Origin of the sequence: Leptolyngbya sp. AN02str (assembly GCF_050565595.1) — a bacterium.
Classification (GTDB): Bacteria; Cyanobacteriota; Cyanobacteriia; order Elainellales; family Elainellaceae; genus Kaiparowitsia.
Window position 1 is genome coordinate 16974 of record NZ_JBNXVR010000035.1, and the last position, 22349, is coordinate 39322.

The 22349-nt window shown below is 51.4% G+C and carries 21 protein-coding genes and 1 riboswitch; of the genes, 15 read left to right on the forward strand and 6 right to left on the reverse strand.

Going from position 1 to position 22349, the window contains the following annotated elements; all coding sequences use genetic code 11:
- Positions 1-10 precede the first annotated feature (10 nt).
- Positions 11-811, reverse strand: a complete 801-nt coding sequence (locus ACQ4M4_RS21195; protein WP_430686459.1) for a M15 family metallopeptidase — start codon at positions 809-811, stop codon at positions 11-13.
- 462 nt (positions 812-1273) lie between these two features.
- Between ACQ4M4_RS21195 and ACQ4M4_RS21200 the strand changes: the two genes are divergently transcribed.
- Positions 1274-2230 carry an AEC family transporter gene (locus ACQ4M4_RS21200; protein ID WP_430686460.1) on the forward strand — a complete coding sequence of 319 codons (957 nt, stop codon included), beginning with the start codon at positions 1274-1276 and terminating at the stop codon, positions 2228-2230.
- Positions 2231-2340: 110 nt separating this feature from the next.
- Here the strand turns inward: ACQ4M4_RS21200 and ACQ4M4_RS21205 are convergent, their stop codons facing one another.
- On the reverse strand, positions 2341-3531 hold the full coding sequence (locus ACQ4M4_RS21205; RefSeq protein ID WP_430686461.1) for a PQQ-binding-like beta-propeller repeat protein: 1191 nt from the start codon (positions 3529-3531) through the stop codon (positions 2341-2343).
- Between the two features lie 287 nt (positions 3532-3818).
- On the reverse strand, positions 3819-5477 hold the full coding sequence (locus ACQ4M4_RS21210; RefSeq protein WP_430686462.1) for an alpha-amylase family glycosyl hydrolase: 1659 nt from the start codon (positions 5475-5477) through the stop codon (positions 3819-3821).
- A gap of 354 nt (positions 5478-5831) precedes the next feature.
- Here ACQ4M4_RS21210 and ACQ4M4_RS21215 point away from each other — a divergent pair, with 354 nt between their 5' ends.
- From ACQ4M4_RS21215 to ACQ4M4_RS21235, 5 genes are all read left to right on the forward strand, one after another.
- Positions 5832-6602, forward strand: coding sequence for an ABC transporter permease (locus ACQ4M4_RS21215; RefSeq protein WP_430686463.1), 771 nt, complete (start codon positions 5832-5834; stop codon positions 6600-6602).
- 25 nt (positions 6603-6627) lie between these two features.
- A complete protein-coding gene (gene nei, locus ACQ4M4_RS21220; protein WP_430686464.1) occupies positions 6628-7473 on the forward strand; it encodes an endonuclease VIII in 846 nt (281 codons plus the stop codon).
- A 137-nt stretch (positions 7474-7610) separates the two neighbouring features.
- The gene (locus ACQ4M4_RS21225; protein WP_430686465.1) at positions 7611-8129 is read left to right on the forward strand and encodes a hypothetical protein; all 519 of its coding nucleotides are present in this window, start codon (positions 7611-7613) and stop codon (positions 8127-8129) included.
- Between the two features lie 116 nt (positions 8130-8245).
- A complete protein-coding gene (locus tag ACQ4M4_RS21230; RefSeq protein WP_430686466.1) occupies positions 8246-8965 on the forward strand; it encodes a DUF1995 family protein in 720 nt (239 codons plus the stop codon).
- A 588-nt stretch (positions 8966-9553) separates the two neighbouring features.
- The gene (locus ACQ4M4_RS21235; protein WP_430686467.1) at positions 9554-10309 is read left to right on the forward strand and encodes a metallophosphoesterase family protein; all 756 of its coding nucleotides are present in this window, start codon (positions 9554-9556) and stop codon (positions 10307-10309) included.
- Positions 10310-10575: 266 nt separating this feature from the next.
- On the opposite strand, the gene clpP is transcribed toward ACQ4M4_RS21235, so the two are convergent.
- Together clpP and ACQ4M4_RS21245 are read right to left on the reverse strand one after the other, a co-directional pair.
- Positions 10576-11190, reverse strand: coding sequence for an ATP-dependent Clp endopeptidase proteolytic subunit ClpP (gene clpP / locus ACQ4M4_RS21240; protein WP_430686468.1), 615 nt, complete (start codon positions 11188-11190; stop codon positions 10576-10578).
- Between the two features lie 347 nt (positions 11191-11537).
- Entirely contained in the window at positions 11538-11846 is a 309-nt protein-coding gene (locus ACQ4M4_RS21245; protein WP_430686469.1) for a hypothetical protein, read from the reverse strand.
- 429 nt (positions 11847-12275) lie between these two features.
- On the opposite strand from ACQ4M4_RS21245, the gene ACQ4M4_RS21250 reads away from it, so the two are divergent.
- The 3 genes from ACQ4M4_RS21250 to ACQ4M4_RS21260 all read left to right on the forward strand — a co-directional run bounded on the left by ACQ4M4_RS21250 (position 12276) and on the right by ACQ4M4_RS21260 (position 16345).
- Positions 12276-13094, forward strand: coding sequence for a photosystem II manganese-stabilizing polypeptide (locus ACQ4M4_RS21250; RefSeq protein WP_430686470.1), 819 nt, complete (start codon positions 12276-12278; stop codon positions 13092-13094).
- Between the two features lie 187 nt (positions 13095-13281).
- Complete coding sequence (locus ACQ4M4_RS21255; protein WP_430686471.1) at positions 13282-14298, forward strand: YdcF family protein; 1017 nt, start codon at positions 13282-13284, stop codon at positions 14296-14298.
- A 298-nt stretch (positions 14299-14596) separates the two neighbouring features.
- The gene (locus tag ACQ4M4_RS21260; protein ID WP_430686472.1) at positions 14597-16345 is read left to right on the forward strand and encodes an ABC transporter ATP-binding protein; all 1749 of its coding nucleotides are present in this window, start codon (positions 14597-14599) and stop codon (positions 16343-16345) included.
- A 121-nt stretch (positions 16346-16466) separates the two neighbouring features.
- Here ACQ4M4_RS21260 and ACQ4M4_RS21265 read toward each other — a convergent pair whose 3' ends face one another.
- Positions 16467-17156, reverse strand: coding sequence for an HNH endonuclease (locus ACQ4M4_RS21265; protein WP_430686473.1), 690 nt, complete (start codon positions 17154-17156; stop codon positions 16467-16469).
- A gap of 149 nt (positions 17157-17305) precedes the next feature.
- Positions 17306-17456, forward strand: a riboswitch (cobalamin riboswitch).
- 28 nt (positions 17457-17484) lie between these two features.
- On the opposite strand from ACQ4M4_RS21265, the gene ACQ4M4_RS21270 reads away from it, so the two are divergent.
- From ACQ4M4_RS21270 to ACQ4M4_RS21295, 6 genes are all read left to right on the forward strand, one after another.
- Positions 17485-18108: a HupE/UreJ family protein gene (locus tag ACQ4M4_RS21270; RefSeq protein ID WP_430686474.1), complete on the forward strand. Its 624-nt coding sequence runs from the start codon at positions 17485-17487 to the stop codon at positions 18106-18108.
- 220 nt (positions 18109-18328) lie between these two features.
- Complete coding sequence (locus ACQ4M4_RS21275) at positions 18329-19153, forward strand: DUF1350 family protein (RefSeq protein WP_430686475.1); 825 nt, start codon at positions 18329-18331, stop codon at positions 19151-19153.
- A 128-nt stretch (positions 19154-19281) separates the two neighbouring features.
- Complete coding sequence (locus tag ACQ4M4_RS21280; RefSeq protein ID WP_430686476.1) at positions 19282-20007, forward strand: hypothetical protein; 726 nt, start codon at positions 19282-19284, stop codon at positions 20005-20007.
- A gap of 294 nt (positions 20008-20301) precedes the next feature.
- On the forward strand, positions 20302-20817 hold the full coding sequence (locus ACQ4M4_RS21285; RefSeq protein ID WP_430686477.1) for a hypothetical protein: 516 nt from the start codon (positions 20302-20304) through the stop codon (positions 20815-20817).
- A 207-nt stretch (positions 20818-21024) separates the two neighbouring features.
- Positions 21025-21843 (forward strand): hypothetical protein, encoded by an 819-nt coding sequence (locus ACQ4M4_RS21290; RefSeq protein WP_430686478.1) that lies wholly within the window; start codon positions 21025-21027, stop codon positions 21841-21843.
- A 144-nt stretch (positions 21844-21987) separates the two neighbouring features.
- Positions 21988-22182 (forward strand): hypothetical protein, encoded by a 195-nt coding sequence (locus ACQ4M4_RS21295; protein ID WP_430686479.1) that lies wholly within the window; start codon positions 21988-21990, stop codon positions 22180-22182.
- Positions 22183-22349: the final 167 nt, after the last annotated feature.

The following is a 22349-nucleotide window of genomic DNA, read 5'->3' on the forward strand; positions in this document are numbered from 1 at the left end:
CCACAGGTACCTAGGGCGCACTTTGCCGCGCTTTGTAAAAGGTTTCTAGACTGTCGCGATCGCCTACAAATCGCCAGTGCCAGGGCTCGTAGCTCACATTTTGGGGATTGTCCTTGGGAAATGACATCTCAAAGCCAAACCGGGCCGCGTTGCGCTGCAACCACCGAAACGCGGGTGTTGATTCAAACGTAATTTCCAAGTGGGTTGCCGATCGCGTGGCATCGCCAATATCGATGGCATAGCCGGTGTGGTGTTCGCTATAGCCCGGAGGAGCGCTGACGGTGGCGCGCTCTGTGGGGCGCTGTCCTCGTTCTGCCTTTACATCAAAGAACAAACTGTTTTGCTCTTGCAAGGTGCGAAATCCCGATAGCGCTGAAAGCCTTACTCCATCTCGCCGGGCGGCTTCGGCCATTTCAAGATACTTGTCGGCAGCGGTGGCCCGCAGGCGAATACTGCCATCGGCCACCACCGACTTTAAGCTTGATACGGCGGCTTCGTCGTAGGGATAGTGGTTGAGTAGTGTTTCGGCTGGCGCATTGGGGGTTGACCAGGTCACTGCCGACTGCAACCCCGTTGTTGCTGGAGTTACTGCATCGGTAGAAGACAAGGTTGGCTGCAAAAAGCTGGTGAAGGCCCCGACCAGAATGGCGATCGCAAACCCAATGGTGCCCCACAGCCAATACCGCCGTTTGGCGCGATTGCGCCGCTGCATTGTTTCAGAGTCATCATGCTCACGCCGCGCAACGGGAATATCATCAAACGTTTGGGTTGAAATTGGAGTGGTTTCTTTCGATAAATTCGTGTCGCTCACTCACTTACTCCTGTTGCCGTGTTCTATCGCGCTGGTGGCTTGTGGGTAGGCTCACCTTCTGTTAGCAGTCCTAGATTACCTGAAGTGGCCTGCAATTGGGGCAATCGCTCCAATCAAACTTGACCTACTGCGAAATGCTTCAACCTAAAAAGACGCACCGGGCTTCCGCCAAATTTCATTTGCCAAAATCCAACACCTACTATAGCGCTTTGTTCCCAATCAGAATTTTTGGGGGTACGTCAGGCCGCCAGCGCAAAAGGATTTTTCTGGTGAGTGGGTGTTTTGCACTCCCCACTCCACCCCATGCATCAGCTGTAATTTTGAGGAATGATGGGGAAGTGGGTGCTGCTCCACTCTAAATTTTGCAGCCCGTCCACACCAACCTTGAGCCTGAGACCAACGTGACCTGGAAATAGGTGCTTGAGGCTCGTTTTGTGTATTTGTCATTGAGTGACTGGGTCCATGGCACCGCTTGCGCATCGCCTCCTTTTGCTTTACGTTCCGCTGTTAGGCTGGGTGCTGCTGGGGTTGGCGCTGGGCCACCTGCTGCCGCAGCGCTGGTGCAACCGATTAGGGCAATTTTTGTTTTGGGTTGGGGTGCCCGTTAGTGTGATGGGCTTTTTGCGACAGGCCGATCTGTCGGGGGCGGTGTGGCTGGCGCCTGCGGTGGCGTGGGTGGCGATTTTGCTGGGTGGGGCGATCGCCTGGATCTACATTTACCAACAAACCCACACGCTGGCTCCTCCCATTGATCCCCCGTCAAAACTGCACCAAACAGAAACCCAGGGCAGCTTTTTGCTGGCGGCTATGGTGGGCAATACCGGATATTTGGGCTATCCAGTCACGCTGGCGCTGGTGGGAGCGGCCAACTTTGGCTGGGCGCTGTTTTACGACATGTTGGGCACGACTTTGGGCGCTTATGGATTGGGGGTGGTGCTGGCGAGTCGCTTTGGCCGGGGCACCCACCGACTGCACCATCCCCTCATGGCGTTTGCCATTAACCCCACGCTGTGGAGCTTTGGGGCAGGGCTGGCGTTGCGATCGCAGCCTTTGCCCTGGGGGGTGGAAGTGGTGCTGCGGCAGGGAGCCTGGGGCAGTGTCGCGCTGTCGTTAGTGCTTATTGGCATGCGGCTCAGTCAGTTGCGATCGTGGCGCAACCTCAAGCTCGCTTCCCTCACCCTCAGCATCAAAATGGTGATGATTCCGCTGGTGTTGGGTTTGGGGCTCACCGCCTTGGGGTTAAGTGGCGCACCTCGGCTGGTTTTGGTCTTGCAAATGGCGATGCCGCCCGCATTTGCCACGCTGGTGATTGGAGAAGCCTATCGGCTCGATCGCGACCTGACGGTGACCGCCCTGGCTCTGGGCTCGGCGGGCTTGTTGCTGACGTTGCCGCTGTGGCTGTGGCTGTTTCCCATCTAGCGGAAGCGATCGCCCTCGCTAGGCCAATCAGGGATGGTGCTGGCAAGACCTCATGCCACAAGGGTATTCAAAAAACTGGTTCGAACGATTTGGGCGATCGCCCAGACCATTCACGGATCATCGGCCTGAAACTGGTAAATTTTGTCGCGCAGCAGGTAATAAAGCGATCCATTATCGAGGGTTGGGCCTTGAATGTGGGGGGTGTAGCCGTTGCAGTTCAGGCACTCTTTGTAGCTCCAGCGGAGGGTTCCGGTTTGGGCGTCCAGCGCATACACCACTTCCTCAACGGCAAACACGACACTATCACCCTGCACGAACGGGACTGCATCATGGGTGGAAATTCGCGTTGGAAAGCGCCATTTTTCCTGTTGAGTTGCCAACTCTACCGCGTGTAGATGGGGGCTATTGCCACCAAAGAAGATGAGGCCGTGGGCGATCGCCAGCTCTGAGTCCACGATTCCTCCTGCGATCGCATAGTCCCATTCCAACGCGCCTGTTTTGGCACTTAAGCCATACAGAAATCCCTGGCTGCGATCGTCCGATCCACTGCCGATGTAGACGCGACCGTTGTGCAATAGGGGTGCCGTCTCCACCCAGTTTTGCGTAGCAAATCGCCACACTCGTTTGCCCGTCTTGGCATCCAGCGCTTCAAGCCCAGTGCGAGTTCCCACATACACCAGCCCCTCTGCCACAGCTGGATTGGACATGACTTCTTGCGATCGCTCGTGCAATGCTTCGCCATTCCGAGACAGCTTCAGCGACCCCTCGGCGGGAAACATCCAGCGTTGCTCGCCTGTACTGGCATCTCTTGCACGCAAATATCCATGCAGTTCTCGAAAATAGGCCATGCCATCCCCAACGATAACGGGCGACAAAACGTTGCTTGCAACCGGAATCTGCCACTGCAGTTGTCCGGTTTGGGCGTTGAGCGCATAAATTGCAGGGTCGGAATGGTGGATAACGCCCACATACAAAATCCCGTTGGCGATCGTGGGTATGTGGCTAACCTCTCCAGCGCCAGACAGGGAAAATTGCCAGCGGATCTGCCCCGTGTCTTGATCAACGGCAAAGAGGGTCGGCACAAATTCCTCTGTCTCACCGCCAAAGTACAGCGTATTGTGGGCGATAGCGGGTGCCGATGACGCAGTGTGTGCATAAATGGTTTGCAGCTCTTTGGGATGAAAGGGAACAGAAGCCCGCGAGATGGGGCCACACCCCGTGGCGCACAACAGGCTCAACAGGGTGAACCAACGCGGAGCTTGGGCCAAAACCGTTTGAGTTGTGATGAATGTAGACGCCATGATGCAGGCACCCTTGCGGGGCGATCGCCAACTGTTGCCTTAGCTTTCCGCAATTTTGCAATAAGACTGACTCCCTTGATGCAAAGTCCTGCAAGTTTTGGCAGATCTTTATGTAAATAATGATCACGAAACGCCGCTCACCTGGATCAGGTCAACGACAGCTGAGGCAACCACAAAACCAGGGGCGATCGCAGCAAGAGCGATTGCCTTTCAGCAGGAACCCACGTTCGGAGGCCAATTGGGGATCCGAACGCGGATTTAAGGGTTACGGTTAGCGCGATTTGCACTTATGCCTGTTGCCACACCAGCACTTTGGCTTCGTACTCTGGCAGGTCAATCACCATATTGTTGTCGCCAGATTCAATATCGTAATCCGCTGTCCATTCGTGCCAGGTTCCGTTTTCGGGAAAGTTTTCGACGCGGTAGCCGGCATAGTATTGGTCAGAGAAATTGGCAATCACAACCACCCGTGACCCTTCCTCATTCCATCGACCATAGGCCAGCACCTTGCTTTCTGGATCTTCATGGAAGAAGTCAATGTTTTCGGTATAGAGCGCGTGGTTTTGCTTCCGCAGGGCAATCAGCCCCTTGTAGTACTCAAATAGGTTGCGGTTGTTGTCATGCTCTAGCAAAGTCCAGTCAATTTTGGCTTGCTCAATGGTTTTTGCTTTATACTCACCAAACTCTTCGCCCATCCAGATTAGGGGCACGCCGACGGCTGTCATCAGCAGGGCCGCACCCAATCGCACCCGGCGAAACGCATCCTCATCAAAGATTTCGCGATCGCCCAACGAGGCCATCACATGATCGTGGTCGTGGTTGGTGAGATAGTTCACCACATTGGTTGAGCCCATAAAGCCCTGCCGTTTGGCATCGAGCGCATCCTTTAACTGATCCAGATCAAACGTAGAGCCGCTAATGTGATCCAGCATGATATGCATAAAGCTTTCATGCCAGCAGCCATCCATCGGGCCATCCATATTGGTGATGTCGGTGGTTTCGGGAATGTGCTCGGCAATGTTGTAAAAGGGCTTGGGGCCAGCCGCGTCCTTGGCTTCATTCACAATCCAATGCATGAAGTCGTAGTTGGCGATTTGGCGAGCCGCATCAAACCGAATGCCATCAATGTGGAACTCGCTAACCCAATAGCGAATGGCGTCGCCAATAAACCGTCGAGCCGGATAGGTTTCTAAATTCTCGTCGTAGTGCTCATAGTTAAACTCTGGTCCCCAGTTGTTGTCAGGGTCGCGGGGTTCGTGATGATACCAGTAGTCGTGGTCAATTTGCGTCAGCGGGCACTCCGCTTCGGAATGGTTGTAAACGCCATCCATAATCACGCGAATGCCGCGAGCGTGGCACTCATCGATGAGGTGCTTGAGCCCCTCGGTGTTGCCATAGGAGGACTCGGATGCGAAGAAGTAGCGCGGGTTGTAGCCCCAGCTATGATCCCCGGGATATTCTTTGACGGGCATCAGCTCAACGGCGTTAACCCCCAGTTCGCACAGGTAGTCCAGCTTTTCAACCACGTGCTTGTATTTGCCTCGAGCGTAGGGATCGTCTTCCCCACCCGAGAAGTCGCCCACGTGCATTTCGTAAATGACGAGCTCGCGATCGCTCGGTAGGGGCTTGTCATCGTGCTGCCACACATAGGTATCAACGATGCGATCGCCATCTTTGACTCGAACGACGCCATTTTGGCTTTCATTATCAACATCAGTTGCGTAAGGGTCGGTAATTTCGAGCCACTGATCCGGCTCAACAAACCAGCTCTTGCTCTGCACTCGAAACTTGTACTGGTAGACCCCATCGTCCAAATCTACCGTGGTACGAAAGAAGCCATCCTCTCCTTTTTGCATCGAAATTTCGTCCCAATCGGAAAAATCGCCGACGAGAGAGACTGCATTGTTGTAGGGGGCAAACAAGCTAAATTCAATCGGGCTTGCCATATAAAAAGAATTTCTCTACACAAAAATTGGAGTAGCTTTATCTTCTGTGAGGTGTCGGTTCTTGGCATCGATCCCCAGAGATAGGCCACTAGAGCCCGCCTATTTCCCAAGAGGTAGGTTCGCGTCAGTTGTGTGAGAATGATAGGGGTAGAGGGCGATCGCAACTTGACCTGGAGCTGTCATTCAGACGGCAATCCTGAGGCTCAAGCCAAACGCGTTTTTAGATGAATTGGATTCAAGGTGGGTGGAGAGGAAACCCCATCGTTCATCCAAGATTTTTGGGTGATTGGTTATCAGTTCGTCGATTGTTCAGTGTGCGCAGGGTGTTCCTGGGGCTGGTTTAGGAGTGGTTTGATGGAATTGTTTTTGGCAGAGTTACGACGGAGTTGGATTCAGCTGTTGCGCTATGCCTCAGAGGCGATCGCTGGGATCATCATTACCACTGTTGTGTTTTATGGACTGTTTCTCAGCGCCAACTATTTGGCTGGGGCTGGAGCTTCGGAAGGCGATCGCCTGGAAACGATCATTGTGGGTTACCTGCTGTGGACGCTGTCGCTGTTTATCATGAGCGATATTGCGGGTGGCCTTCAGCGCGAGGCCCAAACGGGCACGCTGGAGCAGCTATTTTTGTCGCCCTATCGGGCACCCCGGTTGTTTTTAACCCGAGCGATCGCCAGTCTCACCATTCAGCTCACCATCATTACCGTCATCTTGCTCATTATCATTAGCCTGACGGGTACCCGCTTGGCTTTTACACCATTGCTGCTGCTGCCCTTTGCCACGGTGATTTTAGGCGCGTACGGTCTTGCGTTTGCCATGGGGGCCATGTCGCTGCTCCTCAAGCAGGTGCAGCAGCTGTTGGGCATTGTGCAGTTTGCGCTGCTGTTTTTGCTATCTGTGCCCACAGAAACGCTACCCGGCCCGGTGCGCCTGCTGTCGTCGCTGCTGCCCATGACACCCGGCGCGGGTCTACTGCGCGACGTAATGGCTCGCAACGATGGCTTGCAGCTCGCTCCGCTGCTGTTGGCATTCCTGAATGGTGGGGTGTATTTGCTGGTGGGGCTGAGTCTGTTTCGTGTGGCCGAGCGCGAAACCAAGCGTCGCGGTAAGTTGGCTGGATATTGATCGAGTTGGCTGAATCTGAACCCCTATGCCCGAAGGCCCCGAAATTCGACGCGCTGCCGATGCCATTGAACGGGCGATCGCCCATCAACCCTTAATTGAGGTGTTCTTTGCCTTTGATCGGCTCAAGCCCTACGAAGCAACGTTGCAGAGCGATCGCATCTTTGCTGTGCAAACCTACGGCAAAGCCATGCTGATTCGGTTTGAGAATGAACTGAACATTTATAGCCACAATCAGCTGTATGGCATTTGGATGGTGCGGAAGGCAGGCAGTCTGCCCACCACCAAACGCCAGCTTCGTTTGGCCATTCACACGCCAAAGCAATCGGCCCTGCTGTACAGCGCATCGGATATTGACGTGCTGCCGAATGATGCATTGGCGACGCATCCGTTTTTGCAACGCATTGGGCCAGATGTGCTGGATCTGGTGGTGGATGAGGCAACGGTCGCCGCCCGATTTTTGGACAAACGATTTGCCCGTCGAAGATTGCCGTCGCTGCTGCTGGATCAGGGCTTTTTGTGTGGTTTGGGCAATTATTTGCGGAGCGAGGTGCTGTTTGTGGCGGGAGTGCATCCCACATTGCGCCCGGTCGATTGCAGCCCAGAGCAAATTTTGGCTTTAGCTAAGGCGGCGATCGCCATTACCCGACAGTCTTACCAAACGGGCGGCATTACGAATGATCTGGCACGGGTAGAGGAGCTGAAGGCAAGGGGCGATCGCCGCAGTCAGTATCGCCACCACGTGTTTGGCCGAGAAGGCAAACCCTGCTACCAGTGCAGCACCCCCATTCGCAAGGAAATGTTGGCAGGTCGCCGCCTCTACTACTGTCCGGTGTGCCAACCGCTGCCTGGTTTGTCATTGATTGATAAGTGAATAGCCTGGAATTGGAATAGAAAATCAGCCCAAATTGGGGAATTTGGCAGGGCGAGTGTGCCCGACGCGTCGCATAATTTAATGGGAGAAGTTTCCACGATTCCCACGATAATAAAACGCTGTCATGAAGACGCTGTATGAATAACTATCTTGTTGCCGTTTTGTCGGATCGGATGCAGGCCGAAGCCGCCTACTCTGCGCTGGAAAGCGAAGGTGTGCCCATGGAGCAGGTGAGTCTGTTGGGCAAAGGCTACAAAAGTGCCGACGAGTACGGCTTTCTCGATCCCAAAAAGTCGGCTCGCAAAATGGCCAAGCTGATGTCGTTTTGGCTGGTGCCGTTTGGGTTCCTTGGCGGCTATGCGTTCAACGTGTCTACGCAGTTCATGCTAGTGCCAGAAATTGGCGCGCTGGGCAATCACCTGCTGGGTGGGGTGTTTGGGGCGATCGCTGGTGCCATGGGCAGCTTTTTTGTGGGTGGTGGCGTGGGTCTGTCTGCGGGCAGTGGCGATGCATTGCCCTACCGCAATCGGCTCAGTCAGGGCAAATACATCATCGTGGTCGAAGGTGCGGCCAATCTCACCAACAAAGCCACCCGCATCATCAAACAGTTTGATCCCGAAAATATTCAGGGCTACGTTGAACCTGAGCAAGTTTAGGTTGCGATCGCCCGACTGCGGCGTTCGTGATGCGAGCTGGCTTCGGCTTTTAGCAAATTGTTTACAAGCCGCTCGTTTATTTAACAACTGCACGTTTGTTCAATCTTGATATCACCATGACCTCACTTCCCAACTCTCTCGAAGAAGCCATTACTCAGGCTCAGCAAGCTACTCAAGCGGCGATCGCCGATGGACTCACTCGTCTGCAAGTAGAACTGAATTTCCCAGAACTCAAGCCATTGCCCGTGGCCCAGCAGTTTGTGGGCGCATTTGAGGACATGGGAACGGAACTGCGGGTCTTTTTTGCCGATCCGGGCTCGGCGGCGCTGGCTCGGCGCGACTGGGGCGACAAACCCTACTCGCTACGCGGCATTGGCGAACTCAAGGCCGTCATTCAGCCGGAGGAGAAACTATTTCTGTTTGTGGCTCCCTCTTCCATCGAAGTGGAAAAAGTGGAAGAACTCTGCACCGAAGCGGGCGATCGCCCCTGTGTGCTGCTCAATCCCCGATTGGAAGACGTGGCCACTATTGGCATTGGCTATGCCGGACGAAGATTGCGCGATCGCTTCCTCAGCACCATCGAGTCGTGCTACTTCATGCGTCCGTTGGATGGAGCAGTGGTATATCGTGCCTATCCCTCACCCTGGCAAGTCTGGGTCGAGCGCGAGAACGGCTTTGAAATGGTGTCCGAAACGCCCCAAAAGCCCGTGGGCGATGACCTCGATCGCATCCTCATGCGCGCCAATGGCGTTGATCCTGACGCTCCATCATTAGTCGCACCCCGTCGCGGCATTCTCTCCAGCCTGCAAGACTTTTTGCGCGCCCTCAGCCAGTAATTTGCCAACGAAGCAGCCTTTGCGATCGAAGTTGCGTTTTTGGCGATATCGAATCGGTAGCAAATTTGGGAAACCTACCGTCGCCTGTTTGACCCAATGCCAGTCAAACTAAGCCATTTGAGGGCAATAGCACTGCATTTCTGCAAACCTGATGGGCCACTCGTCAGATTTGTGCTTATTGGCGAAAGTCGAGTTGCGCTTTCCCCAATCTTTCATCAGGCTCCATATTTTCTGTAATTTGGGAAAAATTTCCTGTAATTGGGGAAAAATCACTACGAATCCCGAGATTCTACGCATTACATCCTTTAGTTTGAGTGCAGCGTTGAGCAAACTTTAAGGTTTCTTGGTGCAACCTTTACGCCGTTGATGCGATCCTTCCAAATCGCATGGGCATAATGAGATCAATAGGTCTATCGATTCTGCTTTATCCCCCAACTGGTTGATCTTTCCAAAATGTCAGCATTTGGTTCGATACACCGTGTAGGGATACCTATGCACTGTGATCTTACAAGGCTTGATCCGCATGCGATCGCAGCCGCTCATCGTTTCCAGTCTTCTACCGTTGTAACTAAAGGTTGAATTTGCGTAGTGGGTCGTCGCATATTTGTCGGAGATGTTCACGGGCATTATGACGGGCTAATGGCGCTGATGGAGGCGATCGCCCCCAATTCAGGCGATCGCGTCTACTTCGTCGGCGATTTAATCGACCGTGGCCCCAAAAGCTCTGCCGTTGTCGAATTTGTGCTGAAGAGTGGCTATGGTTGCGTGTTGGGCAACCATGAGCAAATGCTGCTCGACGCCTTTCCCAAAGGGCAAATTTCTCAGCAGGCATTGCAAGCGTGGCTCTACAGCGGTGGCCAAACCACCGTCGCCAGCTACGACAAAAACGAAGATCTCTTGTTTGAGCATCTAGATTGGTTTCGCACTCTGCCAACCCACCTCGACTTAGATGACGTGTGGCTTGTGCATGCTGGGATGAGTCCCAAACTATCGGTTGCTCAGCATACCACCCAAGAGTTTTGTTGGATTCGGGATGAGTTTCACAGCACAACTCGGCCCTACTTTGCCAACAAAACCATTATTACGGGGCATACCATTACGTTTACCTTGCCCAAGGTGCCACCCGGGGCGATCGCCCAGGGCTGCGGCTGGCTCGATATCGATACAGGAGCCTATCATCCCCGCAGCGGCTGGCTAACGGCTCTCGACTACACCACACGCCAAGTCTACCAGGCCAACGTTTACGACCACAACACCGTTAGGGTCATGCCGCTGACCGAGGCCGTCACCGAAATTAACCCCAGCCAAATTGTGCCGCGCCATCGCCAACTCCTGGAGTTGTAAGCACTTTGGGCTGTAGCGCTGATGGCTTATCCCACGCTTATCGCGGGTTTCAGACCACCAGAGCAGAGCACAAAAACGGGTGGATCACTCAGTGATCCACCCGTTTTTGAATTGCGAATTGCGGTTATCAACGCCAAACCACAAAAATGAGCTGCCAGCCGAATGGTTTGATGAACGTCAGTTTCGGTTAAGAGCGTTTCTGAAGTTTGCGCGTCGCGCAAACTTCAGAAGTGCCCATTGTTGCTTGTCCAAAACTCAGGTTTGACTTAGGAGGCGATCGCAGCAGGAGAAGGACGGCTGCCAACCGAGTGCTTGTCAATCACCTGATCGATCAGGCCGTACTCAACCGCTTCATGGGCCGACATAAAGAAGTCCCGCTCAGTATCTTGTTCAATCTTCTCTAGCGGCTGGCCAGTGTGCTTAGATAGCCACTGGTTCAGGTTTTGCTTGTGGTACAAAATTTCGCGAGCCTGAATTTCAATATCTGTCGCTTGGCCCTGCGCGCCACCCAGAGGTTGGTGAATCATAATCCGAGAGTGGGGTAGGCTCATGCGCTTGCCTTTGGCACCTGCACTCAGCAAAAATGCGCCCATGCTAGCGGCCAAGCCAACACAAATGGTGCACACATCGGGTCGAATGTGGCTCATGGTGTCAAAGATGCCCATGCCTGCCGTTACCGAACCACCCGGAGAGTTGATGTAGAGGTAAATGTCTTTTTCGGGGTCTTCTGCTTCGAGGAATAGCAGCTGAGCCACAATTAAGTTGGCTAGATCGGAGTCAACTTGAGTTCCTAGAAAAACGATACGTTCCCGCAGAAGGCGCGAGTAAATATCAAAGGCGCGTTCGCCACGGCCTGACTGCTCAATAACGGTAGGAATCATGTAGCTACTGAAGATGGAGAATCCAATTTCTCCCATTCTACTAATTTGCAGGGGCACACGGTCGGGTTTGCTCGAATTTTGAGCAGATGCCTTGAGGGCAACGTCAGGTTTTGTTAATGGCGTTTCCCAGGATTGACGACGCACAACCCTGGGAAACGCTTATTTTTTTGTGTGGATTGGGCACGCAAAACTGGATGCTTCGACTTACCCAGAACGAACGTTAAGGTATAGCGAACACACCCGACTCTACGGCTACCAGCCAGTGCAAGATCGCCAACAGTTCAGGCTGAAGATATTTCAGGCTGAGTAAGGCTGAGTCTTGAATCCTGTTGGCGAAGACTCAGGATTTAAGACTGAATATTATTATTTGAGGACTGTTCTTCTTCTAGCAGATACACCAAGATTTCTTTAAGGCGCATCCGGCTAATGTAAGGCCATCCACCCTCAGCTTCAATATCTCGCAGCAGACTGTATAGGTCTTGGCGGTTCTTGGGTAAGGTGTCTTGAAAGTAGGAATCGCGAATTTCTCGATGGAGTGATTCGAGGAGACGCAGCAACCCTAACAACGCCAAGGTGTCGCCTCGATGCTGCTCGGCTGTGGTGCGAACTAAATGGGCGATCGCCTCATTTTCTTGGGTTGGTGCTTTGGGTGCCATGTCATTCTCGCCCATACAAACGTCTTTACCTCATCCAAACAGTAATTTCATGTGTAACCAATCCCATCGTTTATGCACCCAATGCGAGCCGCAAAGCAAAACATTGCTTAAATTTAAACGAGGAGTTAGCCCTGAAGTACGCGATTTTACAGGTAAATTCACCCTATCAACTCAAGTTTGTTGATTTTGCTACTCAGACCATAGCGAATTGTGAAGACAGGTGCGGCTAAACATGACACCGTCAAATCGTAAATATCGTGCATTGCGTATTGCAACATTTTGTTAAATGTGACAACTTCTTTTAATAATTCACGAATGAGTTATCCGACAAAAGATGCGCCCAAGGTCTTGTAGAATGCTGAATAGCTCAAATTCATAAAAAATCCAGACTTACACATAAATCCAGGTTGGAGATATTCGAGGTTGACCATGAGGTATCGCGCTCTAATCATTGCATTTGTTGCACTCTGTATGAGTGCGCTTACAGCTTGCAGTTCAGGACCTGACTCAAATGGCCCCCTTACCTACGAGCAAATTCGAGGAACCGGACTGGCCAATAGCTGTCCCGAAGTGGTGGAAACCAAGCGTGGCAGCATTCCCATTGGAGATGGAGAAACCTACCGCATGGTAGGCCTATGTCTAGAGCCTCTGTCTTACGCGGTGAAGACTGAGCCAAGCAGCAAGCGCCAATCTTCACAGTTCGTAACGGGTCGTCCCTTGACTCGCTACACCTCTACGATTGACCAAGTAAGTGGCAAAATTTCCTATGGGCCTGACCATAGCCTGGTCTTTACCGAAGAGGATGGATTTGATTTCCAAGCTACGACCGTCTTGCTGCCTGGTGGCGAAGAGGTTCCTTTCTTGTTCACCATTAAAGAGTTGGTTGCTAGCACGGCTCCTGGTGTTGACGGTGTGAACACTTCTACCGACTTTATTGGCAAGTTCAAAGTGCCTTCCTACCGTACGTCAAACTTCCTCGATCCTAAGGGCCGTGGTTTGACCACGGGGTATGACTCTGCGGTTGCACTGCCTCAGGCTGATGAGGATGAACTGCAAAAAGAGAACAAGAAGCAGTTTGTAACGGGACAGGGCGAAATCTCCCTCCAGGTGACCAAGGTTGACAGCACCACGGGCGAAATTTCGGGCAGCTTTGAGAGCATCCAGCCCTCCGATACTGATATGGGTGGTAAAGAAGCTGTGGATGTGCGGATTCAAGGCCGTTTCTACGCTCGGGTTGAGCCTGCTTAAGCTAGTTACGATGTGGAATGGCGATCGCACGATCGCTCTATTTCTCTGTTTAGGAACTGAATGATGTGAGGGGGTGGGCAACCACCCTCTTTTTTTGCCAAATTTTGCCGAGAAGTTGGTACGTTTGTGCGGACTTACTCCAGAATGGGTAGTGCCGTCCTGAGCAAACCCCACGAGGGATGCTGTCATGTTTGAAGTATTAACCCGAATTTTGCTCTGGCTACTGATTGTGGCGATCCTGTGGTACGTCTTCAATCGGTTTATTCCCAGGGTTTATCTCACTTGGTTGGGCGGCCTGATTGTTTTAGCCTTTGTGGTGTTGGCATTTGTCGATCCCACCAGCCGCACGGTTTCGTCGGTATGGGGCATTTTGTCATTGCCGCTCAAGCCGTTGGGGTTGGTCATTTTCTTATTGCTGAGTGCCCTAAAGGATGGCACCAAAAAAATTGCAGCAAACCAGGTGTTGGCGGCTCTTCTGATTTTGCTGCTGTCGAGTATGCCAATTGTGGCCTATTGGCTGACGCTACAGGCCGAACAATCTTTAACCGCGCCAATTGCGTATCAAAATGCGATCGCTGCTAATCAAATTCGGGCGATCGTGGTCACTGGCGACGGCATTAACCCATCCGACCCATCGTTTCGTAGCCGAGTCCAGGTCAGCAATACGCAGGATGGCTTTGCCAATGTGTTGGCCTCGCGCCTGCTGTATGCCTCGCGCCTGTATGCCGAGTATGCGCCCGTGACCAACCCATTTGTGGTGGTGGGAGTGGGGCCAAGTATGGGCGCTACGAACGACGAGGCCATGGCAGAGCAAACCATTCGCGCGCTCCTCACTGAAGCGGGCGTCCCCAACGATCGCATTTTGATCGAGGCCGAAGGAACGGATTTGTACAGTAGTGCGGTGGCCGTTAGCCGATTGCTGGAGTTTCAGGGCTTTCGTCGAGAAACTGATGCGATCGTGTTGGTTACCCCCTCTCTCAGCCTGAGCCGCAGTGTATCAACGTTTGCCTATTTGGGCATTCGGGCGATTCCTCAACCAACGGATCAATTTGCCTTTCAGCTTGAGGACGGTGGCCGATTGCTGGCCCGCGTGTCTGACATCATTCCCAATGTGGATGCGCTGGCGCTCACAACACGCGTGGTTGATGAGTATCTGACCTCGGTGTATTACTTCTTGCGGGGGTGGCTTGTCGCCCCAATTTAGTGAAACAGTAGATGATTGCGCCCTGAGTTGACGGCTTGACGGATGATCGGGTCTGCTCTGCGTTTACGGTTGCTCGTTAGAGAGGTTGTTAGAGAGACTGTTGAGCGGAGTCTAGGCGCGATCGCTCGATCTGCCCGATCTGTTAGAAATTGTCAGTTCTAGTGGGTCTCCTCTCAGTGGGGGATGGTGGATCGTTCTGTGCTGCTGCACATTCACCCCCCGATGACCTCGATCCTCGATAGGATTATCTAAGTGTTCATCATAAACATTGCCCACTCATTCCTCCCCCATATTGGCTATGGCCCGATCAAAGTTTGAAATTTTAGGCGAGTATTTGCGCCCGCACTGGCTCAAGATGGTGTTGGGAATTGGCTCTTTGCTCGTGGTGAACTTTATTGGAGTGTACATTCCCCTGCTGTTGCGATCGGGGATTGACGAGCTACAGCAAACCTTTAGCTACGATCGCGTGGTATGGGTGGCATCCATGGTGATGCTGTTGGCGGCGGTGATGTGGCTGGTGCGCATGGCCTCTCGCATTTGGCTGTTTGGTGTGGGTCGCATGGTGGAATACGACCTGAAGCAGCAAATCTTTAACCACTTGCTAACGCTGGAGCCATCCTATTTTTCGGCGAATACAGCAGGAGACCTGATTAGCCGTGCGACGAGCGATGTGGACAATATTCGACGGTTGCTGGGCTTTGCGGTGTTGAGTTTGGCCAACACAATTTTTGCCTATGCGCTAACGCTACCAGTCATGTTGGGAATTAGCACACCGCTAACCTTGGCGGCGATCGCCATTTATCCCGTCATGTTTTCGCTGGTGCATCTCTTCAGCAATCGGTTGCGGCAAGAGCAGTTGGATGTTCAGCAGCGCACTTCTGAGCTAAGCGATTTGATTCAGGAAGACATGAGCGGCATGTCGTTGATCAAAATCTATGCACAGGAGGAGAACGAACGGGATGCTTTTCGAGATCTGAATCGCAACCTGTACGGCGCTAACCTAACGCTGGCCCGAACTCGAAACATGCTGTTTCCGCTGTTGGGTGGGTTGGCGAGCATTAGCCTACTGGTGCTGCTGTGGTTGGGTGCGGGTGCGATCGCCGATGGCAGCATTAGCATTGGCGACTTTATTGCACTGCTCTTGTATGTGGAACGATTGGTCTTTCCAACTGCGCTGCTCGGTTTTACCATTACGGCCTATCAGAGGGGCGAGGTGAGTATTGATCGGGTGGAGTACATTCTCAGCGTAGAGCCACAAATTCACGATGCGCCCAATGCCATGCCATTGCCCCAGGAAGATGTACGCGGCTGGCTGAGCGCCCACAACCTGAACTTTACCTATCCCGATGCGAAAACTCCCGCATTGGAGCAGGTTGAGTTTACGGTAAAGCCGGGGGAAACGGTTGCAATTGTTGGCCCCATCGGTTCGGGTAAGTCCACGTTGGCCAATGCTATTCCTCGCCTGCTGGAGATTGGCCCTAACCAACTATTTTTGGATGGCATCGATATTACGCAAATTCGGCTGCGAGACCTGAGAATGGCGATCGCCTACGTCCCGCAAGAAAGCTTCCTGTTCAGCACAACGATTAAGAACAACATTCGCTACGGCGACCCCGTAGCCGAGCAAGATGAGGTGGAAATTGCCGCCAAGCAAGCCCAAATCCACCCCGAAATTCTCAATTTTCCCCAACAGTACAAAACGATTGTGGGAGAGCGTGGCATTACGCTATCGGGTGGTCAACGGCAGCGTACCGCTTTATCCCGCGCTTTGCTGGTGGATGCGCCCATCCTCATTCTGGATGACTCGCTCTCCAGCGTGGACAACCAAACCGCCACGCAAATTTTGCAAAACCTGAAGGAAGGCACCCGCCGCAAAACGGTTTTGTTTATCACCCACCAAATGGCGGCAGCGGCGATCGCCGATCGCATCCTAGTCCTCGACAAAGGCCGCATCGTCCAAGCTGGCACCCACGACGAACTCGTTGCCCAACCCGGCCTCTACGAGGAACTCTGGGAACAGCACAAACTCGAAGAAGTTTTGAAATAAGATAGATTATGCCAACTTATTTTTCTAGTTGAAGCATGTTCTTCTTCAATTGAACAGCCAGTTTCGACCCAGCTCGACAGGGCTTTATCTGTTTACTGCAATGGCGTCTTAACTAACTGAACTACACAATCTTGTTGCTCTTCTCAAGATTGTGTCGAGTGCATAACAATTGCACATTCTCTGCTGTTACAGAAGTCCCACCTCGAGAAAATGGAATTACATGATCAAAATGCAGTTCATCAGATGCCTTGCAAACAACGCATTTACCTTCATCACGTTTCCACACAGCCAACTTAACCGCCGAAGGAATTATTCTCCGCCGCTCAGCAGAGGGCGATGTAGATTGCTGTAAATCTTCTTCTCCCTCAACAGCTATCAATTTAAACTTAAAAACTTGTCGATGCTCATCTGGTTCCTGCCATGAATCAACCAAGTGAAAGACGCCGTTATATGACCACACACCACTAAGAATCTTCTCGTAAACTCGCACTCGTTCAGGTAATCGCTCACCTCTTTTATAAGATTGTGCAGCTCCATGAAAGTAGCCATTTTGAGTTAAACGACCTTTTGGCCTAAATTGTGGCTGATCAAGCTTTTTAGGGTCTTGAGCCAGGGATCTTCTCGGTTCATCGTGCCCTTCATAAATAAGTACAGACCCATCATCATCTAGTCGATCCCGGTAAGGTGCGTTAGACCGTAGTGACATCAAAATCACTGAATGAGTACCGCCAAGGCCATAGTTCATACCACGCTGAAGGTTAGTTCCCTCTCGCTGGCACATTTCCAAGTAAGAAATGATTTCATTCGCCATACTTCAGCAGTTCCTTACAATAACAAAGTTGAAAATAGTATTCCCGCCTCAGAAACATATCTTGGCTGTTCATCTAGTAGGTTTATAGATTTCAAAAGAAACAGCTAACAATGGTGAACAGATGCCCTTGGATTTACGTTGCAGTGATATGATGGCGTGGCTCCATTGGTTTCAAGGGGAAGTCAGCCCTTGGAGGCCGTGCGGTCGAGGAAAGTGCAGTGTGAGTCTGCCGCTGTCCCGCAACTGTGAAAGAAAAGATTTTTCTTAAGCCAGGATGCTCGCCGATGGAGAAGGAAACTGCCAACGTTATCTGCGAGGTTCAGAGTTTATGGCAACGCGTAATGTGCGTGTGTTGGGTATGGGTGCGATCGCTACGAGCTGCTTGCTGGCGGCTCCGGCATTGGCGCACCATCCTTTTGGTGGCATGACGCCCCAAACGTTTGTTGAAGGATTTTTGTCGGGAGTGGGCCATCCCGTTGTGGGGTTGGATCACTTGGCGTTTGTTGTGGCGCTGGGCTTGTTGGCCTCGCTGCGGGTGGGCGGCTGGTGGGTGCCGTTGGGCTTTTTGCTAGCGGCGATCGCTGGAACTGGCCTGCATCTCTCGTCGGTGAATGTCGCTGGGCTGGAAATTTGGGTGGCGCTGTCAGTGCTGGCTTTGGGTGTGCTGCTGCTAAAGCGCGAGGTATCGCCAATGCTGGTGCTCATTGTGGGTGCGATCGCCGGAGTTTTTCACGGCTATGCCTATGGCGAAACGGTTATTGGCGCGGAGCAAGCGCCCATTGGGGGTTACCTGCTGGGCTTTACGCTGATTCAGTATGCGATCGCCCTGGGTGCCTTGGCGTTGGGTCGAGCATTGCAGCATCGGGTGAAGCTGCATCAACCCATGCGTATTCCGGCACTGGTGATTTCGGCGATGGGAGCGGCATTTTTGGCAATGGCGATCGCCGGATGATTTTGCCTCAAGCTCGTTAGGATAAGAGAAGCGCTGCAATCGGGGGAACAATCCTAGTTTTGCAATTTGGCCCTCATCTTGGCCCTCATCCCCCAGCCCCTTCTCCCAATTTTGGGAGAAGGGGGGCAAGAGTCAATGTCCCTCTCCCAAGCTTGGGAGAGGGATTTAGGGTAAGGGCTGCAATCAGCGTCTCTTTTTTGGTCTTTCTGGGCACGCATTTATGGACTGGCGAGACATTGCAGGCAACTGGGTTTTAACTCCATCTCGACCGGAGGCTATTCTTCACTTCTTGGGTGGGGCGTTTGTGGCAACCGCGCCGCAATTGACCTATCGCACCCTGCTGGAATCTCTGGCAGACGAGGGATATGCCGTCGTTGCCACCCCCTTTGTGAACACGCTAGACCATCGCGCGATCGCCCGCGACGTGTTGCGCTCCTTCAACCGCGCCTACGATTATTTAGAGCATCGCGTGTTTCGGCAGGAATACATTCCGGTGTATGGCATTGGCCACAGCATGGGCAGCAAGCTGCATTTGCTGATTGGCAGCCAATTTCAGCAAGAGCGGGCTGGTAATATTCTCATCTCGTTTAATAACTACTCGGCGCGACGGGCCATTCCCTTTGCCGAGCAGGTGTATCAGTTTGGTTCGCAGTTTTCGCAGTTCACGTCGCAGTTTCTTCAGCTAGCGCCCGATTTGGCCCGTATGGATGTGGAGTTTACCCCGTCGCCGGAAGAAACCTTTCGGCTAATTGGCGAACAGTACACTGTGAAGCGCAACCTGCTGGTTAAGTTCACCAACGATGATATTGACCAAACGAGACCGCTGCACGATGTGTTGATGCCTCGGTTCCCCGAACTGACCACGGTGCAAATTTTGAAAGGCAACCACCTGACTCCGCTAGGGCAAGACATTAAATGGCAGGCTGGAAGCAACTTTTCTCCGTTTGATGCGATCGGTCAGTTTGTGCGGCAAGAGGCCACCCGCGACCTCAACCAACTGCGGCATACGCTCAAAGCATGGCTCAATCCGCTATCGGTTCTGTAATGCTGCCTGCAAGCCGGGAAGTGAAAAATGGCGCAAAATTTCCACTAATTGGCACCCACTCTGGTTGTTTTCGTCTAAGCTTTGGAGGTTGTTTTGCAACCACCACTCTGTCAGGTATTAGGAAAAGTATGGTGTTCAAACGTGCGATCGCTCCTATTCACGTCAGTCTGGTGCTAGGCACTCTGCTGCTTACCGTTGGCTGCAACACAACTCCGCCCGCTAACGGCGGCAGCGACAATCCCGAACCGGTAGCCTCAGCCACTGCCACCCCCACCGAGCCATCTACCGAGTCGCCCAGCCCAGTAGCAGAAGCGCCCACTCCCGCTCCACCTCAACTCTCTGCCGATGGCATTGGCGCGGCACAGCTGGGCATGACCTTGGGCGAACTCAAACAGGCGCTACCCGATGCCGAATTTGTTGTGACCTCGCCCTTTATTGTGGATTTTGATGCGATCGCCGTTCGGCAAAATGGCGAAGTGCAATTTCACGTCCTGTACCTGGCAGGCGAAACGTTTTCCGACACCGACACCATTCAGGGCTTATTTACCGACAATTCTGCTTACAAAACTCCAGAGGGGATTGGGGTAGGCTCTACCCTGGCCGAAGCCGAAGCCGCCTATGGCAAAGCCACCCTCTCCTACAGCTTGGCCAACGAAGCTCGGGAATATGCTCGGTTTGAACGGCAACCGTCTCCAGGTATTGCCTTTGCCACTGGAAATGGCAGTGCTAATCCGGCTGGAATCTACAGTGGAGCCACCGAGGAATACAACGAAACCCAGCAATATCGGGACGATGCAACCATTCAGTCGGTTTTAATTGTGTGTTTGAGTGACGCCTGCACACCAGAATCCTAGGGGAATTCGTAATTCGTAGTTCGAAATTCGTAATTGAGCTCTGCTTCCAGAGCTCATTTTTTGGCTTGTTTGTTTGGATAAACACAGTTCACAGTGCAGCCAATTCAGCAGGAAAAGCTGAAAATGGATTATAAAAAACGTTTGGGAATCAACTTCGAGATATCTCGCCCTGCTCGTTGTTACAACGGAATCCATTCGGGAAAAATTGTGCGCATATCTAATTGAAACAGGCCGTAGGTATCGATGATCAGCCGGACCGTTGTACCCCGTCTACGCAAAACTGAGTACAGTAATATGAAGCCAATACCAAGATATGACTTTCCTGTAAACGTTCAGTATAGACCGTGGGAAGAAGATGAAAAGCGTGCTCATTTTTTTAAAGGAATTTATGAAGTTATTCTGAATCATCATATTGAAATAGCTTTTGTACCTGAAATTAAACAAGTAACATCCGAGTCGATTTCCACCATCTCTATTACTAAAAACATACTCAGTCAAGTTGAAGCTCGGATAGCTGCTGTAGCAGCATCTTTTTACACTGTAACACCGAATGATTTTTTAACAGGACAAGAAGAATTAATCCCTTTAAATTCTCCAGAATTAGGAGGAAGTGCGCTCTTTTACGTAACTGAGAAAGAATTTATAAATTTTCAGGGTGAATTATCATTAGTGTCTCAAACAACCGGCAGATTCTCGAATTCAAGAAAAATATCAGAATTAAAGGAATTTGAATTTGCCAGGGCTATTTGTGATCGTATTATCAAGTCAAAGTTCTTCAGCCAGTGCGATTTGAGAATTTTAGGAAGATGAGAAGAAAAGTTATTCCTCCATAAAAACGCGATCGCCTCTAGGCAGCTTTCAGCGGTTATCAGAAGCAAACTCTAGCTGACCAGCGATCGCACTGGTTTAACACTTCACTATAGTAATACTCTTGTTTTTCATGAGCCTTTCCTAACTAAAAAATGTGAATCAAAATAATTAATGTTTACTCATTTTGCATGGAAGAGAGAAAAACCTATGGAATTTGATTCTGAGTGGAATGACATGGCAGGTACGGAGTGGCTTCAGGCGCTCTCTCTACCAACACTAGATTGGGCGAAGCCATTTCTGCCGTTTACACTTCTGCCAGAGTTTCTACTAGAACATCCTGAAGTGTGGAGATCAATTTATACTTCAATTGATACAAGGATTATCCATCCTAGAAGTGCAGATTATGTGAGAGATGGTCAGTTAATAGATGGTGAGTATGGCAACTGCGTAAGGCAAACAATAGTAGAAGCATTTCATAGCCTAGCGAGCCTTGCTGATCAAAGGGTTTCAATTGATCTAGAAAAGTGGGTACGATTTCATTTCTTCTGCCAAGAATCTACCCTAGCCATGAAGAGGTGGAGATCAGCATTGAATCGTGCATTTCCTTCTGAGTCTTCAGAGAGGAATCTTTGCCAGGTACATCCACCTTTAGTATTAGTGCCTTTCCTGCCAGAAATTCAAAATTTAGTAGAGTTTGGCGCAGTATTACAAATTAGACAAACTATGAAGGATGCTGCACCCCCTCCTCCTTGCGAGCAAATACCCTATGAAAGGCTAGACAAGTGTCTTGAGGCAACATTACTTAGCCAAGCAATCTGGAAAGGAATGACTCTTAGAGCTTTGCAGGTTATTGCTGAAAGACTGAATGTTGCAGAGCGTCTAGAAGTATTGAAGTGGGCAGAAGCACAGCTACAAATGATTTATGGACGACATGGAGCGGCCTTTGCAAAGCAACTGTGTGGGGACAAGTATCTACAGAATAAGATTCCTTGTTCTAGTTATTTAGTTAATAAACCTTTAAATTAAAGTTACGATTGCCTAAGTAGCAATTGTTATGAAAGTCAAGTGCAATCGTACTCAATCCATGAGGGCGATCGCCAATCTATTAGGATGCGGTGTGGATGACCTCCTTTTCAGATTAAGCAATCAAGACAGGATGAGGAGCTTTCTATGAGGAATCTTACGGAGGATCAAGCTTTTGAAGCAATGGTGTTATTCCTAGAGCAATTCTACGAACGCACCAAATCTGATGATGTAGCAGTTTTACTAGGACAGTTAATAATTTTAGAGGGTGGTGGAACAGCTGACCCAGCAGTGTGGCATGACTGGATAGAATGCTTACACCAAGTGCTCAATAAAGAATAAACGAATATTAACGATCGCCTAGAGCAATTACATTCTTCATTTTGGGATTTAGCCTCGAAGCAATTCCTTCATTAGAACTAATTCATACAAAATCCAAACCCCGTTTATCAAGTGCGATCGCCCAACACCTGACCAAAATTTTGGCCTAGAGGTGACCGACAGAGCGC

Excerpts from the sequence above, each read along its gene's own strand:
- ACQ4M4_RS21250 (WP_430686470.1), top strand. The coding sequence starts at position 12,276 with ATGAGGTATCGCGCTCTAATCATTGCATTTGTTGCACTCTGTATGAGT.
- ACQ4M4_RS21215 (WP_430686463.1), top strand. The coding sequence starts at position 5,832 with ATGGAATTGTTTTTGGCAGAGTTACGACGGAGTTGGATTCAGCTGTTG.
- ACQ4M4_RS21285 (WP_430686477.1), top strand. The coding sequence starts at position 20,302 with ATGAAGCCAATACCAAGATATGACTTTCCTGTAAACGTTCAGTATAGA.
- ACQ4M4_RS21200 (WP_430686460.1), top strand. The coding sequence starts at position 1,274 with ATGGCACCGCTTGCGCATCGCCTCCTTTTGCTTTACGTTCCGCTGTTA.
- clpP (WP_430686468.1), bottom strand. The coding sequence starts at position 11,190 with ATGATTCCTACCGTTATTGAGCAGTCAGGCCGTGGCGAACGCGCCTTT.
- ACQ4M4_RS21265 (WP_430686473.1), bottom strand. The coding sequence starts at position 17,156 with ATGGCGAATGAAATCATTTCTTACTTGGAAATGTGCCAGCGAGAGGGA.
- ACQ4M4_RS21255 (WP_430686471.1), top strand. The coding sequence starts at position 13,282 with ATGTTTGAAGTATTAACCCGAATTTTGCTCTGGCTACTGATTGTGGCG.
- ACQ4M4_RS21210 (WP_430686462.1), bottom strand. The coding sequence starts at position 5,477 with ATGGCAAGCCCGATTGAATTTAGCTTGTTTGCCCCCTACAACAATGCA.
- ACQ4M4_RS21205 (WP_430686461.1), bottom strand. The coding sequence starts at position 3,531 with ATGGCGTCTACATTCATCACAACTCAAACGGTTTTGGCCCAAGCTCCG.
- ACQ4M4_RS21270 (WP_430686474.1), top strand. The coding sequence starts at position 17,485 with ATGGCAACGCGTAATGTGCGTGTGTTGGGTATGGGTGCGATCGCTACG.
- ACQ4M4_RS21295 (WP_430686479.1), top strand. The coding sequence starts at position 21,988 with ATGAGGAATCTTACGGAGGATCAAGCTTTTGAAGCAATGGTGTTATTC.
- ACQ4M4_RS21290 (WP_430686478.1), top strand. The coding sequence starts at position 21,025 with ATGGAATTTGATTCTGAGTGGAATGACATGGCAGGTACGGAGTGGCTT.
- ACQ4M4_RS21275 (WP_430686475.1), top strand. The coding sequence starts at position 18,329 with ATGGACTGGCGAGACATTGCAGGCAACTGGGTTTTAACTCCATCTCGA.
- ACQ4M4_RS21280 (WP_430686476.1), top strand. The coding sequence starts at position 19,282 with ATGGTGTTCAAACGTGCGATCGCTCCTATTCACGTCAGTCTGGTGCTA.
- nei (WP_430686464.1), top strand. The coding sequence starts at position 6,628 with ATGCCCGAAGGCCCCGAAATTCGACGCGCTGCCGATGCCATTGAACGG.
- ACQ4M4_RS21245 (WP_430686469.1), bottom strand. The coding sequence starts at position 11,846 with ATGGCACCCAAAGCACCAACCCAAGAAAATGAGGCGATCGCCCATTTA.
- ACQ4M4_RS21260 (WP_430686472.1), top strand. The coding sequence starts at position 14,597 with ATGGCCCGATCAAAGTTTGAAATTTTAGGCGAGTATTTGCGCCCGCAC.
- ACQ4M4_RS21230 (WP_430686466.1), top strand. The coding sequence starts at position 8,246 with ATGACCTCACTTCCCAACTCTCTCGAAGAAGCCATTACTCAGGCTCAG.
- ACQ4M4_RS21225 (WP_430686465.1), top strand. The coding sequence starts at position 7,611 with ATGAATAACTATCTTGTTGCCGTTTTGTCGGATCGGATGCAGGCCGAA.